This is a genomic window from Pseudomonas sp. GL_139_B (assembly GCF_057834475.1).
This window is the reverse complement of record NZ_CM174403.1, coordinates 350,011-367,494: the sequence shown is the minus strand read 5'-3', so window position 1 is coordinate 367,494 and position 17,484 is coordinate 350,011. Positions and strand designations below refer to the sequence as shown.

Here is a 17,484-nt window from a genome sequence, read left to right as displayed (position 1 = left end):
GCTCCCTTGTGAGGCAGGTTGCCATGGCAGAGTATTCGCGCCGGCATCACCCACATTCCAAGGGCATCCACTACTAAGCCCGAAGCCACCCGGAGGACACTATGTCGAAGTCGGTTCAACTCATCAAAGATCATGACGTCAAATGGATTGATCTGCGCTTCACGGACACCAAAGGCACTCAGCACCACGTGACCATGCCGGCTCGCGACGCGCTGGATGAAGCTTTCTTCGAAGAAGGCAAAATGTTCGACGGCTCCTCCATCGCTGGCTGGAAAGGCATCGAAGCTTCCGACATGATCCTGCTGCCGGACGACAGCACTGCCGTCCTCGACCCGTTCACCGAAGACCCAACGCTGATTCTGGTCTGCAACGTGATCGACCCTTCGACCATGCAAGGCTATGACCGTGACCCACGCGCCATCGCCCACCGTGCCGAGGAATACCTGAAGTCGACCGGTATCGGCGATACCGTATTCGTTGGCCCGGAGCCAGAGTTCTTCATCTTTGATCAAGTGAAGTTCAAGTCGGACATCTCCGGCTCGATGTTCAAAATCTTCTCCGAACAAGGTTCGTGGATGTCCGACCAGGACATCGAAGGCGGCAACCATGGCCACCGTCCAGGTATCAAAGGCGGTTACTTCCCGGTTCCACCGTTTGACCACGACCACGAAATCCGTACCTCCATGTGCAACGCCATGGAAGAAATGGGCCTGACCATCGAAGTTCACCACCACGAAGTGGCGACTGCCGGCCAGAACGAAATCGGTGTGAAGTTCAACACCCTGGTTGCCAAGGCTGACGAAGTTCAGACCCTGAAGTACTGCGTACACAACGTTGCAGTTGCTTACGGCCGCACCGCGACCTTCATGCCTAAGCCTCTGTACGGCGACAACGGTTCGGGTATGCACGTTCACCTGTCCATCGCCAAAGATGGCAAGAACACCTTCGCTGGCGAAGGCTATGCCGGCCTGTCCGACACCGCCCTGTACTTCATCGGCGGCATCATCAAGCACGGTAAGGCTTTGAACGGCTTCACCAACCCGTCGACCAACTCCTACAAGCGCCTGGTCCCAGGTTTCGAAGCTCCAGTAATGCTGGCCTACTCGGCTCGCAACCGTTCCGCTTCGATCCGTATTCCTTACGTGTCCAGCCCTCGCGCTCGCCGTATCGAAGCTCGCTTCCCGGATCCAGCAGCTAACCCGTACCTGGGCTTCGCTGCACTGTTGATGGCTGGCCTGGACGGCATCCAGAACAAGATCCACCCTGGCGACGCAGCTGACAAAAACCTGTACGACCTGCCGCCTGAAGAGGCGAAAGAGATCCCACAAGTTTGCGGCAGCCTGAAAGAAGCCCTGGAAGAGCTGGACAAAGGTCGTGCGTTCCTGACCAAAGGCGGCGTTTTCAGTGACGACTTCATCGACGCTTACATCGCTCTGAAAAGCGAAGAAGAAATCAAGGTACGTACCTTCGTACACCCACTGGAATATGAGCTGTACTACAGCTGCTAATCCGGTAGCGCCAGCACACGCGGCGTAACAAATTGGCCTCCTTCGGGAGGCCTTTTTATTTGTATAAAAAACAAGCACTTGGATTGGAAACAGAGCGCTAGCCGGGGTTAAACCCAGACGCGCCCCCTCTGATGGGTTCGCCCATCGCACGCAACCCTCTACCATCCGCCGCATCCTCTCCCTGCGGTTTTTGCGATGAACCTTCCCCGCACCAATTTTTTCTCGTTAACGTTGTTGCTCTGCATCCTGACCGGCACTCAAGCCGCTGACAGCCTCTTGCCTGCCGACGCTCACGAAGAGGCATGGAGCGTAGTGAAACCAGATCCGGACGCCCCGCTAGTTAGTTCGCGCCTGAACGGTCAAGCGAGCCACGGAAACAAAACCACCGCAGCCATGCTGCAAGTCAGTTGTTATCGCTCTCCCGTGCGCCCTGTTATCACACTGCTGACCTCGACGGATGAGCTGGGCTTTAACCCCGATGCCTTTGAAGGCCCTGACGCCCTGTCCACCGGCCCTATGAGCCTCAAAACCGGAACACTTGCGCCCCGCGACTATTCGGTAAACGGCTTTTACACGAGAGCGTTGCCGCCATCAGACAAATTGCTCTTCAACTTTTACATGCCTACCAATCGACAAGGGTTGAATGACTGGACCCACAAAGGCGCTCGGGGCCAATCGCTGACGATGACACTACCGTCAACAATAAAAGGTGATCCACCGCTGACCGCCAGGTTTGTCTTGCCACAAGACGACAGCAAATTGCGCAAGATAATCGGGCCTTGCATGAAAGATTCTGAATGAGCCCTCCAGGACGACCGGGTGCGGCGGATAAGACGATTTTTTGAACGCAGAGTAGATTGCCTGATGGTTACGCAGCCCGTTTCAGACGCCTTTTTGACGCATTTTCCAACAATAAAATTCGCCTTCCCCTCGGCCGCACGCAGTATCTTCCGGCATCAATCGCTGTGAATGATTCGCAGCCTGTCCACTGCCTGGACTCAAAGGAAGGATCGATGAAAACCTACTCACTCAAGGCAATACTGGTCGCGCTCGGCGCCCTTACCCTGCAAGGCTGCAGCACAACGGCGGTGCCCACGAAAATCGAACGAGAAATCCTGCTCAAAAGCAGTCAGTCGTGGGACAACTCACCTTACCTGCGCTATCCGGATGCCGCACCCGAGCTGACCATGCTCAAACTCAAGATACCGGCCAACACCCAACTGCCCTGGCACATCCACCCCATTCCCAACGCGGGCTATGTCCTCTCCGGCGAGCTGATGATCGAGAGCAGGAACAACGGCCAGACCAGACGCGTCAAACAAGGTGAAGCCGTGGCGGAAATGGTCGATATCGCCCATCGCGGGATCACCGGCGATGAACCGGTCGAACTTATTGTGTTCTATGCTGGCAGCGAAGGTATTCCACTGTCAGAGTAAATCCTTGCTGCTCACAGGGAGTCTGAATGCGGCCACTTTTAATATTTTTGCTGCTGTTCTTCGTCTATCCCGTGACGGCCAAAATCTACAAATACACCGACGCCGACGGCAACACCTCCTACAGCAATCAACCACCGGATGGCGTCGAGACCCAACCGGTTGAGCTGCCGCCACTCAATAGTGTTGAGCGCCAGCCTCCTCCCGCACCGTCTACCGACACCGTTAACAATCAGCAGCCACACAGCGCCTATGAGGTGCTGCAACTGAATGGTTTGCCCACCGAGGAAGCCCTGCGCGCCAATAACGGCACCTTCACCGTCAGCGTCCTGATCAGGCCTCGCTTACAAGCGCCGCACCTGTTGCGGTTGCTGCTTGATGGCCAACCTTATGGGCAACCGAGCAATGTGCAGATACTGCAACTGGCGAACATCGACCGTGGCGAACACCGCCTGGCAGTGCAGGTGATCAATGGAGAGCATGTCCTTCAGCAAAGTCCGACCGTGACGTTCACCTTACAAAGGGTGCATAAGCCATGAGGCTGTTGCTGCTGTTCGCCTGTTTTTTCGCCCTGCCCGTGTCGGCCGAGGTGTTCACCTACCTCGACGCTCAAGGCAATCGCGCATTCACCGATCAGCCGCAACACGGCAACGCCAAACGCGTACCACTGGCGACCAGCAACCGCATGACTGCCCAGCCCACCGTTGTGAAGCAGCTGATTGCCGAGAACCTGTCCGAAGAGCAACCGCTGTTCCACTACGGCTTGCTTCGCATATTGGTGCCGGAGCCAGACTCAACAATCCGTAGCAATGCCGGCGAAATCATCGTCAGCGTCACCAACGAACCCCGCCTGCAACCGGGCCATCGCTACCGACTGCTACTCGACGGCCAACCCACCGCCGACCCCGGCTTCAGTCCGGTGTTCCCGCTGAGCAACATCGACCGTGGAAGTCACAACCTGTCCGTCGAAATCATCGACGAACTGGGCCGTACAGTCGAACGCACGGCCAATCAGCCATTCCACATGCTGCGCACATCTCTCGCGCAAAAACGCCAGGTCAAACCTTGCGCCCTCGTCGACTATGGCAAACGGCCGGAATGCCCGCTCACAGACAAACCGAAAGAAAAAATAAATCCTTTCTTGCGTTTGTTCTAACGCCGCTCAGCTTTACGCACTACATTGGTGCAATAGGTTGCACCATACCCATATCGCAACCCATTTTGGTTCGAAAGTACCCGCGAAAGCTGGCAGAACGCCACGCAAACGAGCGTCAAACGTCCGTTTCAGGCCTTAAACGCTTCTTTTCGGAGCCTTGGTTTGGTTTTTGCATTTTCCCAGCATCAGCGCTTGGTTCTTGCGCGCGCCCTGCTCCAAAAGAGGTCCTGATGACCATTAGCGACGCACTGCATCGACTGCTACTCGACAACCTGACCACCGCCACCATTCTGCTCGACGCCGAATTGCGCCTTGAGTACATGAACCCGGCGGCGGAGATGTTGCTGGCCACCAGCGGTCAACGCAGTCATGGGCAGTTCATCAGCGAGTTGTTCACCGAATCCACCGAAGCGCTGAACTCCCTGCGCCAAGCAGTCGAGCAGGCGCACCCGTTCACCAAGCGCGAAGCGATGCTCACCGCTCTCACCGGCCAGACCCTGACCGTCGACTACGCGGTAACGCCGATCCTGGTCAACGGCGGCACGATGCTGTTGCTGGAAGTCCATCCCCGTGACCGCTTGCTGCGGATCACCAAGGAAGAGGCGCAGTTGTCGAAGCAGGAAACCAGCAAAATGCTGGTGCGCGGCCTGGCCCACGAAATCAAGAATCCACTGGGAGGAATTCGCGGCGCCGCACAATTGCTCGCCCGCGAACTGCCGGAAGAAAGCCTGCGCGATTACACCAACGTGATCATTGAGGAAGCCGACCGCCTGCGAAACCTCGTCGACCGCATGCTCGGCTCGAACAAGTTGCCATCACTGGCCATGTGCAATATCCATGAGGTACTGGAGCGTGTCTGCCAATTGGTGTCAGCGGAAAGCCAGGGCTGCATCACTTTGGTGCGCGACTACGACCCCAGCATTCCAGACGTGTTGATCGACCGCGAACAAATGATTCAGGCGGTGTTGAACATCGTGCGCAACGCGATGCAAGCCATCAGCAGCCAGAACGAACTGCGCCTGGGTCGCATCAGCCTGCGTACCCGCGCCATGCGCCAATTCACCATCGGCCACGTGCGCCATCGCCTGGTGACCAAAATCGAAATCATCGACAACGGTCCGGGCATTCCTGCAGAACTTCAGGAAACCATTTTCTTTCCCATGGTCAGCGGTCGTCCGGACGGTACCGGGCTGGGCCTGGCCATTACTCAGAACATCATCAGCCAGCACCAGGGCTTGATCGAGTGTGACAGCCACCCGGGCCACACCACTTTCTCGATCTTTCTGCCACTGGAACAAGGAGCCACATCGACATGAGCCGTAGTGAAACCGTGTGGATCGTCGATGACGACCGTTCTATCCGTTGGGTCCTGGAAAAAGCCTTGCAGCAGGAAGGCATGACCACGCAAAGCTTCGACAGTGCCGATGGCGTGATGAGCCGCCTGGCGCGCCAGCAGCCCGATGTGATCATCTCTGACATCCGCATGCCGGGTGCCAGCGGCCTTGAACTTCTGGCACGGATTCGCGAACAACACCCGAGGCTGCCGGTCATCATCATGACGGCTCACTCCGATCTGGACAGCGCTGTCGCGTCCTATCAGGGTGGCGCGTTCGAATACCTGCCCAAGCCGTTCGACGTCGATGAAGCGGTCTCCCTGGTCAAACGCGCCAACCAGCACGCCCAGGAGCAGCAAGGCCTGGAAGTCCCGGTTGCCCTGACCCGTACGCCAGAAATCATCGGTGAAGCACCGGCGATGCAGGAAGTGTTTCGCGCCATCGGGCGCTTGAGCCACTCCAACATTACCGTGCTGATCAATGGCGAATCCGGGACCGGTAAAGAGCTGGTGGCCCACGCCCTGCACCGTCACAGCCCACGGGCGGCCTCGCCGTTCATCGCTTTGAACATGGCGGCGATTCCAAAAGACCTGATGGAGTCTGAGCTTTTCGGCCACGAGAAAGGTGCGTTCACTGGCGCGGCCAACCTGCGTCGCGGACGTTTCGAACAGGCGGACGGCGGCACGCTGTTCCTCGACGAAATCGGCGATATGCCGGCCGATACGCAAACCCGTTTGCTGCGAGTACTGGCAGACGGCGAGTTCTATCGTGTTGGCGGTCATGTGCCGGTGAAAGTCGATGTGCGAATCATCGCCGCAACGCACCAGAACCTGGAAACCCTGGTGCACGCCGGGAAATTCCGTGAAGACTTATTCCACCGCCTCAACGTAATCCGCATCCACATTCCGCGCCTGTCGGACCGTCGCGAAGACATCCCGACCCTCGCCAAGCACTTCCTCAGCCGTGCCGCGCAGGAACTGGCGGTCGAGCCGAAGCTGCTGAAAAGCGAAACCGAGGAATACCTGAAGAACCTGCCGTGGGGCGGCAACGTGCGCCAGCTGGAGAACACCTGCCGCTGGATCACGGTGATGGCATCGGGTCGTGAAGTGCACATCAGCGACCTGCCGCCAGAGTTACTGAGCCTGCCGCAGGATTCGGCGCCCGTAACCAACTGGGAGCAAGCGCTGCGCCAGTGGGCCGATCAAGCGTTGGCGCGTGGTCAGTCGAGCCTGCTGGACACCGCTGTGCCGGCCTTCGAGCGGATCATGATCGAGACCGCCCTCAAACACACCGCCGGCCGCCGCCGCGATGCTGCGGTCTTGCTGGGTTGGGGGCGTAACACCCTGACGCGCAAGATCAAGGAATTGGGGATGAAGGTTGATGGTGGGGATGATGATGAGGGGGATGAGGGTTAAGCAGCCTTTAATTTTCTGCTGACTGTTAGATCCAATCGCGGGCAAGCCCGCTCCCACAGGTTTTGCATAATTCCTGTGGGAGCGGGCTTGCCCGCGATGCTTTTTAGGGGCCGAGTGCACCGCCGCAATGCACCGTGAACCGCAATCGCGCACAAAAGCACATTCAAAACCCCGCCAGCATTCGCAATCGAACCCCTATCGAAAAAACACGAAAGCCCCGAAATACGGGGCTTTCGACGTTTCACCGCGGCTTTCTGTTTCAACTTGTTAAAAACTGGCACGCCCCCTGCAGTAGTCCATTCAGTGATTCAGTTCACTACCCGGTTTCGGGGACCTTGGTACAGGCAGGCCGGGGATTCCCCTCTTTACATCGGGCTCACACCGCACAAGCGACGAGCCCACCCTGTTTTGGGGCCCTTGATACAGGCAGGTCAGGGGTTCCTTCTTTACACCGGGCTCACGACGCAATGCGCGAGCCCCGCCGTTTTGGGAGCCTTGGTACAGGCAGGCCGGGGATTCCCTCTTTTATTGCTCCCGGAGATGGATCTCCAACCGCCAGCGATCATCAACCTCACTACCGGCCCATTCCCCTTGCAGTGGCCGGGCTGCCACCACCGACAGCAACAACCCCCCATCACTCAAACGCACCCGCCAGTTGACGTTCTTGTCGTTGAGCTTGAGCTGACCTTTCTGCGCCGGGCCTTCTGCCTCGAACAGCAATGCGAGGCTACCGTCCACAAACTCGCCGTGGCTCTTGGGTTCGTTGTTGAACCACACCACCAGTCCGTCGCTTGTAACCTCGACCTGTTGCAAAACAGTCGGGTCTGGCGCGGTCAGGCGACCGATCATCAGCCCTACCATCATCCCGACAATTGCCAACGAACCGAGCACTCGCGGGAATAGTTTCGAACGGGGATCCTTTGGCGGCGTAGAATGCCCGTCATCTTTACCTTCGGAGCCGTGCATGTTTCACGTCATCCTTTTTCAACCAGAAATTCCGCCGAATACCGGCAACGTTATCAGGCTGTGCGCCAACAGTGGCTGCCACCTGCATTTGATCGAGCCGCTGGGCTTCGAGATGGACGATAAGCGCCTGCGTCGGGCCGGCCTCGACTACCACGAGTATGCCACCCTGCAGCGCCACGCCGATCTCGCCAGTTGTCTGGAGAGCCTTGGCCATCCACGGTTGTTCGCCTTCACCACCAAGGGCTCGCGACCGTTCCACGATGCCAGTTTCGCCGAGGGCGACGCCTTCCTGTTCGGCCCGGAAAGCCGAGGCCTGCCGGCTGAAGTGCTCGACGCCCTGCCCGGCGAACAACGCCTGCGCCTGCCGATGCGTGAAGGCTGCCGCAGCCTGAACCTGTCGAACACTGTGGCTGTCGCAGTGTATGAAGGCTGGCGCCAGCTCGGTTTCAAATAACAGCGCATAACAAATGTGGGAGCGAGCCTGCTCGCGAAAGCGGCGTGTCAGGCGACGTTACTGTCATCTGACACTCCCTATTCGCGAGCAGGCTCGCTCCCACATCAATATTGCTTTGGTGCTTCGAACGCTTACTGAACGGTCGGAGTCTCGCCAGCCGCCTGCATGCGTTGCAGTTCTTGTGCGTACAACGCATCGAAATTCACCGGAGCCAGCATCAGGGCCGGGAACGAGCCACGGGTCACCAGGCTGTCCAGAGTTTCGCGAGCGTACGGGAACAGGATGTTCGGGCAGAACGCGCCGAGGGTGTGGCTCATCGAAGCGTCGTCCAGGTTCTTGATCAGGAAGATCCCGGCCTGTTGCACTTCAGCGATGAACGCCACTTCGTCACCGTTTTTCACGGTCACGGACAAGGTCAGCACGACTTCGTGGAAGTCACCTTCCAGGGTCTTTTGACGGGTGTTCAGATCCAGACCGACGCTCGGCTCCCACTGCTGGCGGAAAATCGCCGGGCTTTTCGGGGCTTCGAAGGACAAGTCACGTACGTAGATGCGCTGCAAGGAGAATTGCGGTGCGGTTTCTTCTTCGCTAGCTGCAGTGTTCTGTTGGTCAGTCATCTCAGATCCTTTCTGATCTTGGGGTCTTATAGGGAAGGCAAACAGGCCTTGAGCATTGCGTCGAGCTTACCGGCGCGCTCAAGGGCAAACAAATCATCACAACCACCCACGTGGGTGCTGCCGATCCAGATCTGCGGCACGGACGTACGTCCGGCTTTCTGAGCCATGGCGGCGCGCACTTGCGGCTTGCCATCGACCTTGATCTCTTCGAAGGCCACGCCTTTGTTCTCGAGCAGGTACTTGGCTCGTGAACAATAAGGGCAGTAATCGCTGGAATAGACGACGACGTTGCTCATATCACTTCACCAGCGGCAGATTGTCGCCCTTCCAGCTGGATATACCACCGGAGAGCTTGGCGGCGGTGAAGCCGGATTTCATCAGTTCACGTGCATGCGTACCGGCGGTCTGACCCAAAGCGTCGACCAGGATGATGGTCTTGGCCTTGTGCTTTTCCAGTTCGCCGATGCGAGCGGTCAGCTTGTCGTGAGGAATGTTCAACGCGCCAACGATGTGACCGGCGGCGAAGTCCTTGGTCGAACGGATGTCGATCACAACGCCTGCGTCTTTGTTGACCAGCCCGGTCAATTCACCGGTACTCAGGCTACGGCCGCCGCCTTGCATCTGATAGGCAATCAGCGCCGCCAGCAGTACGACGAAGATACCGACAAGAATGTAGTGGTTAGTGGCAAATTCAATCAGGTGAGCAACCATCGAAGGAGGTTCCAGGGCGTTAAAATGTCGGCCAGTATACACAGCCACTATGGTGGGCCAAACCCCGTCCGGCGGTGACGTGGCCGGAACTTCGCTTTAAACTGCCACTCCCTTTTTAATCGCCCTCTTTTAACCTCAGCCACGAGTGGAATCCATGACTACCACGCCTAAACCTTTGGTCCTGATTATTCTCGATGGCTTCGGTCACAGTGAGAGCCCTGAATCCAACGCCATCTATGCGGCCAAGAAGCCCGTGCTGGACCGCTTGTGGGCCACCGTGCCGAACGGCCTGATCTCGGGCAGCGGCATGGACGTGGGCCTGCCGGATGGCCAGATGGGCAACTCTGAAGTCGGCCACATGAACCTCGGCGCCGGCCGCGTGGTGTATCAGGACTTCACCCGCGTGACCAAATCGATCCGCGACGGCGAATTCTTCGAGAACCCGACCATCTGCGCCGCTGTGGATAAAGCCGTTGCCGCCGGCAAAGCTGTGCATTTCATGGGCCTGCTGTCTGATGGTGGCGTTCACAGCCACCAGGACCACCTGATCGCCATGGCTGAACTGGCATTCAAACGCGGCGCTGAAAAAATCTACCTGCACGCCTTCCTCGACGGCCGCGACACGCCACCGAAAAGCGCGCAGTCGTCCATTGAATTGCTCGACGCCAGCTTCCAGGCGCTGGGCAAAGGTCGTATCGCCAGCATCATCGGCCGTTACTTTGCCATGGACCGTGACAACCGTTGGGACCGCGTGTCCCAGGCCTACAACCTGATTGTCGACGGCAACGGCGAATTCAACGCCGCCACCGCCCAGGAAGGTCTGCAAGCGGCTTACGAGCGTGGCGAGAGCGACGAATTCGTCAAAGCCACCTCCATCGGCGAGCCGGTCAAGGTCGAAGACGGCGACGCTGTGGTGTTCATGAACTTCCGCGCTGACCGCGCCCGTGAACTGACTCGCGTGTTTGTCGAAGACGGTTTCAATGAATTCGAACGCGCGCGCCAACCGAAACTGGCCGGCTTCGTCATGCTGACCCAATACGCAGCCAGCATTCCTGCGCCGTCGGCATTTGCCGCTGGCAGCCTGGAAAACGTACTGGGCGATTACCTGGCGAAAAACGGCAAGACTCAACTGCGCATCGCCGAAACCGAGAAATACGCCCACGTGACCTTCTTCTTCTCTGGCGGTCGTGAAGAACCGTTCCCGGGCGAAGAGCGCATCCTGATCCCGTCGCCAAAAGTCGCCACTTATGACTTGCAGCCGGAAATGAGCGCCCCGGAAGTCACCGACCGCATCGTCGATGCCATCGATAACCAGCGTTACGACGTGATCGTGGTCAACTACGCCAACGGCGACATGGTGGGTCACAGCGGCGTGTTCGACGCGGCCGTGAAAGCCGTTGAATGCCTGGACCAGTGCGTCGGCCGCATCGTCGAAGCCCTGGACAGGGTCGGCGGCGAAGCGCTGATCACTGCCGACCACGGCAACGTCGAGCAAATGGCCGATGAAGCTACCGGCCAGGCGCACACCGCACACACCACCGAGCCGGTGCCGTTCATTTATGTCGGCAAGCGTGACCTCAAGGTTCGTGAAGGCGGCGTGCTGGCAGATGTGGCGCCGACCATGCTGATGTTGATGGGCCTGGAAAAACCGGCGGAAATGACCGGGACATCGATTTTGGTGTAACCCGCCAGTTAAACCACCGCAAAAACCTGTGGGAGCTGGCTTGCCAGCTCCCACAGTAGTTTTGGGGTGTTTTTAGATGTAACTCTGTTCCAGTTATCACACAGCCCCAATTGGGCATTTTTTTTGCCACGCATGGCGGGCATACTAGGCCGTCCCTTTCCCTGGTGCCGCCCGCCTCTATGCTCCGCGTCCTGATAGCCCTAGCACTGACTTGCCTGCTCCAACCGGCCTTCGCTGACGAGCGCGAGCAAACCCAACAACAGTTGGACGCCACGCGTCAGGACATTGCCGAGCTGAAAAAACTACTGGGCAAGTTGCAGGAAGAAAAATCCGGTGTGCAAAAAGAGCTCAAAGGCACCGAGACCGAAATGGGCAAGCTCGAGAAACAGGTCGACGCCCTGCAAAAAGAGCTGAAGAAAAGCGAAACCGAGCTACAGCGACTCGATGCCGAGAAAAAAAAACTCCAGAGCGCACGCATTGAACAGCAACGACTGATCGCCATTCAGGCCCGCGCGGCCTATCAAAACGGCCGTCAGGAGTACTTGAAGCTGCTGCTGAACCAGCAGAATCCGGAACAGTTCGCCCGCACCCTCACCTACTACGACTACCTGAGCCAGGCCCGCCTGGAGCAGCTGAAGAATTTCAACGAAACCCTGCGCCAACTGGCCAATGTCGAAAAAGACATAGATGCGCAGCAGGCGCAGTTGCTGGTGCAGAAGAGCAGCCTCGACAGCCAGCGCGACGAACTCGAAAAAGTCCGCAAGGAGCGCCAGCAAGTCCTGGCCAAGCTCAACGAAGACGTAAAGGCTCGCGACCAGAAACTGGCCTCCCGCGAGCAGGATCAGGCAGACCTGTCTAAAGTCCTTAAGACCATTGAAGAAACCTTGGCTCGCCAAGCCCGTGAGGCAGAAGAAGCGCGGCAAAAAGCGCTGATCGCCCAGCAGGAAGCCGAAAAAAAGCGTTTACGTGAGGCTCAGGCTGCAGCAGATGCAGAAACCACCGATGCCCCACGCAAACCGGTTAAGTCGACCCCCGGCGCGCTGGTTTCAAGTTCAGGCGAAACCTTTGGCGGCCCTTTTGCGTTGACCCGGGGAAAACTTCCGTGGCCGGTTGATGGTCGATTGTTGGCACGCTTTGGCGAATCCCGTGGGGACGATGCCCGCACCAAGTGGGACGGGGTGATGATCAGCGCCTCCGCCGGCAGTCAGGTGCATGCCGTGCATGGTGGTCGCGTGGTGTTTGCCGACTGGTTGCGTGGTGCCGGGCTGCTGGTGATTCTCGACCACGGCAACGGCTTTCTGAGTCTTTATGGTCACAACCAGACGTTGCTCAAGTCTGCGGGTGACGTGGTAAAAGCCGGTGAGTCCATCTCCACTGTCGGCAATAGTGGCGGGCAGGACACACCAGCGCTGTATTTCGCTATTCGTCAGCAGGGTCACCCGAGTGATCCGGCGCAATGGTGTCGTGCGCAAGGATAAGTACGCTACCTAATTCAGGAGTTCGTTTGACATGCTGCATTTGTCCCGCCTTACCTCGCTGGCCCTGACGATCGCCCTGGTGATCGGCGCGCCTCTGGCGTTCGCCGTTCAACCAGCGCCGGCTGTCGCGCCTGCGGGCACTGCCGCGACGACCAAGGCACCGTTGCCTCTGGAAGAATTGCGCACCTTTGCCGAGGTCATGGACCGGATCAAGGCTGCCTATGTCGAACCCGTAGATGACAAGACCCTGCTGGAAAATGCCATCAAAGGCATGCTCAGCAACCTCGATCCGCACTCCGCCTACCTCGGCCCGGAAGACTTTGCCGAGTTGCAGGAAAGCACCAGCGGTGAATTCGGTGGCCTGGGCATCGAAGTCGGCGCCGAAGACGGTTTCATCAAGGTCGTTTCGCCGATCGATGACACCCCGGCGTCCAAGGCGGGCATTCAGGCCGGTGACTTCATCGTCAAGATCAATGGCCAGCCGACTCGCGGCCAGACAATGACCGAAGCCGTGGACAAAATGCGCGGCAAGATCGGCCAGAAAATCACCCTCACCCTGGTGCGCGATGGCGGCACGCCCTTCGACGTAACCCTGGCCCGCGCGATCATTCAAGTGAAGAGCGTGAAGGCGCAGCTGCTGGAAAACGGCTACGGCTATATCCGCATCACTCAGTTCCAGGTCAAGACCGGCGAAGAGGTCTCCCAGGCACTGACCAAGCTGCGCAAGGAAAACGGCAAGAAGCTCAAAGGGATCATCCTCGACCTGCGTAACAACCCGGGCGGCGTGCTGCAGGCTGCGGTGGAAGTGGTCGATCACTTCATCAAAAAGGGCCTGATCGTCTACACCAAGGGCCGAATCGCCAACTCCGAGTTGCGCTTCTCCGCGACCGGCAAGGATGAAAGTGAAGCCGTGCCAATGGTCGTGCTGATCAACGGCGGCAGTGCCTCGGCTTCGGAAATTGTCGCCGGTGCCTTGCAGGATCAAAAACGCGCCGTGGTGATGGGCACCACCAGTTTCGGCAAGGGCTCGGTGCAAACCGTGCTGCCACTGAACAACGACCGCGCCCTGAAGATCACTACTGCGTTGTACTTCACCCCGAACGGCCGCTCGATTCAGGCTCAGGGCATTGTCCCGGACATCGAAGTGCGCAAGGCCAAGATCACCAGCGAGCAAGACAGCGAGTACTTCAAGGAAGCCGATTTACAAGGCCACTTGGGCAATGGCAACGGCGGCGCCGACAAACCGACCGGCTCCAGCGGCAAAGCCAAGGCCATGCCGCAGGATGATGATTACCAGTTGGCCCAGGCCTTGAGCCTGCTCAAAGGGTTGAACATTACGTCCGGCCGCTGAGGTGCTCCAGCGGTTCATCCTGGGTTTATTGCTCGGCCTGACGGGTGTTGCTTACGCAGCGCCCGTCGAGACTCCCCCTCAAAAAGCCTATCTAAGCCTGATTATCGATGATCTGGGGCAGAACCTGCCCCGGGATCGCCGCGTGCTGGCTCTGCCCGGCCCGGTGACCACGGCAATCATGCCCGACACGCCCCACGCCACCGAATTCGCCCGCGAAGCGCATCGTGCCGGCAAGATCGTCATCCTGCACATGCCCATGGACCCCGCTACTGGCCCCTTCGCGTGGCACCCGGACTTGCCCATCGAAGAGCTGGAAAAACGCCTGAATGCGGCGTTCAAGGTCGTGCCCTATACCGCCGGCATCAACAACCACATGGGCAGCCGAATGACCGCTCAACCGGCCGCCATGGCTTGGTTGATGGCGGATTTGCAGCAACGGCACAAATTCTTCGTCGACAGTCGCACCAGCGCGCAAACCGTTGCCGCCGCCCAAGCGCAGAAAATTGGCTTGGCCAGCGTTTCGCGGGATGTGTTTCTGGATGACGAGCGCACCGAAGCGGCCATCTTCACCCAGTTACAGACGGCGATCAGCCTGGCGCGCAAGCAGGGTTCTGCGGTGATGATCGGGCATCCGTATCCGCAGACGCTGGCGGTTCTGGAGCGGGAATTGCCGAAGCTGAAAGCTCAGGGGATTGAGTGGATTGATATCAAGCAGATGATCAGCGTGCGGGGTAATCGTGCGACGGCTGCCCATGGCAAAGATGGGGTGTACCGCTAAGCCGCAACCACCACCAAACCAACTGTGGGAGTGAGCCTGCTCGCGATAGCGGTATGTCAGACAACAATGATGTCGACTGACACTCCCTCATCGCGAGCAAGCTCGCCCCCACAGTGGAATGTGCATCCAAGAAGGTTCGGTGGTGAGCGTTAGAGGTACTTAGCCATGATCTCGTCGACCTTGCCTTCTTTACGCAGTTGATCCAGCGCAGCCTGAAGTTTAGCCACCATCTCGTCCGGCACGTCTTTGTTCAACGCCAGGTACAGCTCGGCACTGTTGAAGCGCAGCACCGTTTTGAGACCATTCACGCCTTCCTGTCGCGCCAGATAACGTCCCGCCGGATCACCGGTGGCCCACAAATCAATTTGGCCGTTGACCAGTTTCTTCGCATTGTCCTGATCGCGCAGCACAACGATTGGATTCAGCCCCTGCTTGGCGAGCGTCTCGGCAATTGCATCACCCTTATAGGCGCCGATTTTGTATTGGCGCGCGTCATCCAGCGTTTCGAGGGTGATCTTGCTGTCAGCCTTGGCCAACATGATCCAGTCATCCGGACCAAGCGGGCCGACCCACTTGAAAAGCTTCTCGCGATCAGGCAAACGCGCCATCACGAACACGCCGTAACCGGGCTTTTCGAGGGCGAGTTTGTAGATTCGCTCCCAAGGAAAACGTAGCGTCAGGCTATACGTGATGTCGGAACGCTTGAGCATCTCACGGACAATGTCCACGGCGATGCCATTGATGTTCTCGTCTTGAGCGAAGTTTTTGCCGTTCTTCGCCATGTTGTACGGCGGGAAATTTTCCGTCAGCAACACCAGGTCGGTGTCGGGTCTTTCTGCGGCATGCATTCCGCTGATAAACAACAGAGAGGCACTGGCGAGGACTAGAAGAAGGCGTTTGAGCATGTCTGGCTACCGAAATCCATGGCGTACCCAAGAGTGCCTTGAGCCCGCCATGATGTCCACTTGCCTGTATTGTTTGTTTAGGCGCTGTACGAAAACTCGTCGAGCGGCGATCGAGCAAGCCAGCCTTTAAAACAGCATGATCGTCGCGAAGACAGTTTTCGTAGGTGCCTAACGCATGACGATACCGCGATGCGCCATGTAGGCCTTGGCTTCCTGCACGGTGTATTCGCCGAAGTGGAAAATACTCGCCGCCAATACTGCGCTGGCGTGACCTTCAAGGATGCCGTCAGCCAAGTGCTGCAAGTTGCCGACACCACCGGATGCGATTACCGGAATCCCCAGGGCATCGCTGATGGCGCGGGTCACACCGAGGTCGAAGCCGTTTTTCATGCCGTCCTGGTCCATGCTGGTCAGCAGGATTTCACCGGCACCGAGGCCTTCCATTTTTTTCGCCCATTCAACAGCGTCGAGACCGGTAGGTTTTCGACCGCCGTGGGTGAAGATTTCCCAGCGTGGGGTTTCGCCCGGCAGTGAAACCTTCTTGGCATCGATGGCGACGACAATGCATTGCGAACCGAAATGCTGCGCCGCTTCGCCGACAAACTCTGGATTGAACACTGCTGCCGTATTGATCGAAACCTTGTCCGCACCGGCATTGAGCAAGTTGCGAATGTCCTGCACGGTGCGCACACCACCGCCCACGGTCAGCGGGATGAACACCTGGCTGGCCATGCGCTCAACGGTGTGCAGCGTGGTGTCGCGACCGTCGACGCTGGCGGTGATGTCGAGGAACGTGATCTCGTCGGCACCCTGCTCGTCGTAACGACGGGCGATTTCCACCGGGTCACCGGCATCGCGAATGTTCTCGAACTTCACACCTTTAACAACCCGGCCGTTATCCACGTCCAGGCAAGGGATGATGCGTTTGGCCAGCGCCATGGTCAGTCCTCAGCCTTTGTACGAATCGCAGAAAGCTTGCGCTTCAGCGACGTCGAGGGTGCCTTCGTAGATTGCCCGGCCGGTGATCGCGCCGATGATGCCTGGCGCTTTGGCGTCGAGCAGCGACTTGATGTCACCGAGGTTGTGAATACCGCCGGACGCGATCACTGGAATGCGCGTGGCGGCGGCCAGTGCGGCGGTGAACGGTACGTTGCAACCCTGCATCATGCCGTCTTTGGCGATGTCGGTATAAACGATCGCAGACACGCCATCGGCTTCAAACTGCTTGGCCAGGTCGATGACCTGAACGGTGCTGATTTCAGCCCAGCCGTCGGTGGCAACGAAACCATCCTTGGCGTCCAGGCCGACAATCACTTTGCCCGGAAACGCGCGGCAGGCTTCAGCAACGAAAGCCGGATCTTTCACGGCTTTGGTGCCGATGATCACGTAGCTCACGCCAGCCTTGACGTAGTGCTCGATGGTTTCCAGCGAGCGGATACCACCGCCGATCTGGATCGGCAGGTTCGGGTAACGCTTGGCAATCGCGGTGACCACTTCGCCATTGACTGGCTGGCCCTCGAAAGCGCCGTTCAGGTCGACCAGATGCAGACGACGGCAACCGCCCTCCACCCACTTGGCAGCCATGCTCACCGGGTCATCGGAGAACACCGTGGAATCTTCCATGCGGCCCTGGCGCAGACGAACACAGGCACCGTCTTTGAGATCGATAGCGGGAATAATCAGCATCTGGCAAA

General features: G+C 58.3%; 19 protein-coding genes. 12 read left to right on the top strand and 7 right to left on the bottom strand.

Annotated features, from left to right (window positions below):
• Window positions 1–101: 101 nt before the first annotated feature.
• From glnA to ntrC, 7 genes are all read left to right on the top strand, one after another.
• Entirely contained in the window at window positions 102–1,508 is a 1,407-nt protein-coding gene (gene glnA, locus AC3ISI_RS01705; RefSeq protein ID WP_007949016.1) for a type I glutamate--ammonia ligase, read from the top strand.
• 195 nt (window positions 1,509–1,703) lie between these two features.
• On the top strand, window positions 1,704–2,309 hold the full coding sequence (locus AC3ISI_RS01700; RefSeq protein ID WP_489335195.1) for a hypothetical protein: 606 nt from the start codon (window positions 1,704–1,706) through the stop codon (window positions 2,307–2,309).
• A gap of 212 nt (window positions 2,310–2,521) precedes the next feature.
• Complete coding sequence (locus tag AC3ISI_RS01695; protein WP_489335194.1) at window positions 2,522–2,944, top strand: cupin domain-containing protein; 423 nt, start codon at window positions 2,522–2,524, stop codon at window positions 2,942–2,944.
• Between the two features lie 26 nt (window positions 2,945–2,970).
• Window positions 2,971–3,480 (top strand): DUF4124 domain-containing protein, encoded by a 510-nt coding sequence (locus tag AC3ISI_RS01690; RefSeq protein ID WP_489335193.1) that lies wholly within the window; start codon window positions 2,971–2,973, stop codon window positions 3,478–3,480.
• The gene (locus AC3ISI_RS01685) at window positions 3,477–4,097 is read left to right on the top strand and encodes a DUF4124 domain-containing protein (protein WP_489335191.1); all 621 of its coding nucleotides are present in this window, start codon (window positions 3,477–3,479) and stop codon (window positions 4,095–4,097) included. The genes AC3ISI_RS01690 and AC3ISI_RS01685 overlap by 4 nt, the downstream gene beginning before the upstream one ends.
• Before the next feature lie 230 nt (window positions 4,098–4,327).
• Complete coding sequence (glnL, locus tag AC3ISI_RS01680; RefSeq protein ID WP_489335190.1) at window positions 4,328–5,413, top strand: nitrogen regulation protein NR(II); 1,086 nt, start codon at window positions 4,328–4,330, stop codon at window positions 5,411–5,413.
• On the top strand, window positions 5,410–6,846 hold the full coding sequence (ntrC, locus tag AC3ISI_RS01675) for a nitrogen regulation protein NR(I) (protein ID WP_223518847.1): 1,437 nt from the start codon (window positions 5,410–5,412) through the stop codon (window positions 6,844–6,846). The genes glnL and ntrC overlap by 4 nt, the downstream gene beginning before the upstream one ends.
• 525 nt (window positions 6,847–7,371) lie before the next feature.
• Here the strand turns inward: ntrC and AC3ISI_RS01670 are convergent.
• Window positions 7,372–7,812 carry a hypothetical protein gene (locus tag AC3ISI_RS01670; protein WP_489335189.1) on the bottom strand — a complete coding sequence of 147 codons (441 nt, stop codon included), beginning with the start codon at window positions 7,810–7,812 and terminating at the stop codon, window positions 7,372–7,374.
• Here AC3ISI_RS01670 and AC3ISI_RS01665 point away from each other — a divergent pair.
• Window positions 7,811–8,266, top strand: a complete 456-nt coding sequence (locus AC3ISI_RS01665) for a tRNA (cytidine(34)-2'-O)-methyltransferase (RefSeq protein ID WP_007949025.1) — start codon at window positions 7,811–7,813, stop codon at window positions 8,264–8,266. The genes AC3ISI_RS01670 and AC3ISI_RS01665 overlap by 2 nt on opposite strands.
• A gap of 131 nt (window positions 8,267–8,397) precedes the next feature.
• On the opposite strand, the gene secB is transcribed toward AC3ISI_RS01665, so the two are convergent.
• Genes secB through AC3ISI_RS01650 form a run of 3 tightly spaced genes read right to left on the bottom strand, consistent with a single transcriptional unit; the run spans window position 8,398 to window position 9,594 of the window.
• Window positions 8,398–8,883 carry a protein-export chaperone SecB gene (gene secB, locus AC3ISI_RS01660; RefSeq protein ID WP_223518842.1) on the bottom strand — a complete coding sequence of 162 codons (486 nt, stop codon included), beginning with the start codon at window positions 8,881–8,883 and terminating at the stop codon, window positions 8,398–8,400.
• Between the two features lie 26 nt (window positions 8,884–8,909).
• Window positions 8,910–9,179 carry a glutaredoxin 3 gene (gene grxC, locus AC3ISI_RS01655; protein ID WP_489335188.1) on the bottom strand — a complete coding sequence of 90 codons (270 nt, stop codon included), beginning with the start codon at window positions 9,177–9,179 and terminating at the stop codon, window positions 8,910–8,912.
• Between the two features lies 1 nt (window position 9,180).
• A complete protein-coding gene (locus tag AC3ISI_RS01650; protein ID WP_223518838.1) occupies window positions 9,181–9,594 on the bottom strand; it encodes a rhodanese-like domain-containing protein in 414 nt (137 codons plus the stop codon).
• A gap of 154 nt (window positions 9,595–9,748) precedes the next feature.
• Between AC3ISI_RS01650 and gpmI the strand changes: the two genes are divergently transcribed.
• The 4 genes from gpmI (at window position 9,749) to AC3ISI_RS01630 (ending at window position 14,885) form a co-directional block, all read left to right on the top strand.
• Entirely contained in the window at window positions 9,749–11,278 is a 1,530-nt protein-coding gene (gene gpmI, locus AC3ISI_RS01645) for a 2,3-bisphosphoglycerate-independent phosphoglycerate mutase (RefSeq protein ID WP_489335187.1), read from the top strand.
• 179 nt (window positions 11,279–11,457) lie between these two features.
• Window positions 11,458–12,756, top strand: a complete 1,299-nt coding sequence (locus AC3ISI_RS01640; protein ID WP_489335186.1) for a murein hydrolase activator EnvC family protein — start codon at window positions 11,458–11,460, stop codon at window positions 12,754–12,756.
• A gap of 31 nt (window positions 12,757–12,787) precedes the next feature.
• Complete coding sequence (locus AC3ISI_RS01635; RefSeq protein ID WP_489335185.1) at window positions 12,788–14,107, top strand: S41 family peptidase; 1,320 nt, start codon at window positions 12,788–12,790, stop codon at window positions 14,105–14,107.
• Window position 14,108: 1 nt separating this feature from the next.
• Entirely contained in the window at window positions 14,109–14,885 is a 777-nt protein-coding gene (locus AC3ISI_RS01630; RefSeq protein ID WP_489335184.1) for a divergent polysaccharide deacetylase family protein, read from the top strand.
• Window positions 14,886–15,034: 149 nt separating this feature from the next.
• On the opposite strand, the gene AC3ISI_RS01625 is transcribed toward AC3ISI_RS01630, so the two are convergent.
• From AC3ISI_RS01625 to hisA, 3 genes are all read right to left on the bottom strand, one after another.
• Window positions 15,035–15,790 (bottom strand): substrate-binding periplasmic protein, encoded by a 756-nt coding sequence (locus AC3ISI_RS01625; RefSeq protein ID WP_489335183.1) that lies wholly within the window; start codon window positions 15,788–15,790, stop codon window positions 15,035–15,037.
• A 168-nt stretch (window positions 15,791–15,958) separates the two neighbouring features.
• On the bottom strand, window positions 15,959–16,729 hold the full coding sequence (hisF, locus tag AC3ISI_RS01620; protein ID WP_007949037.1) for an imidazole glycerol phosphate synthase subunit HisF: 771 nt from the start codon (window positions 16,727–16,729) through the stop codon (window positions 15,959–15,961).
• 9 nt (window positions 16,730–16,738) lie between these two features.
• Entirely contained in the window at window positions 16,739–17,476 is a 738-nt protein-coding gene (hisA, locus tag AC3ISI_RS01615; protein ID WP_017336056.1) for a 1-(5-phosphoribosyl)-5-[(5-phosphoribosylamino)methylideneamino]imidazole-4-carboxamide isomerase, read from the bottom strand.
• Window positions 17,477–17,484: the final 8 nt, after the last annotated feature.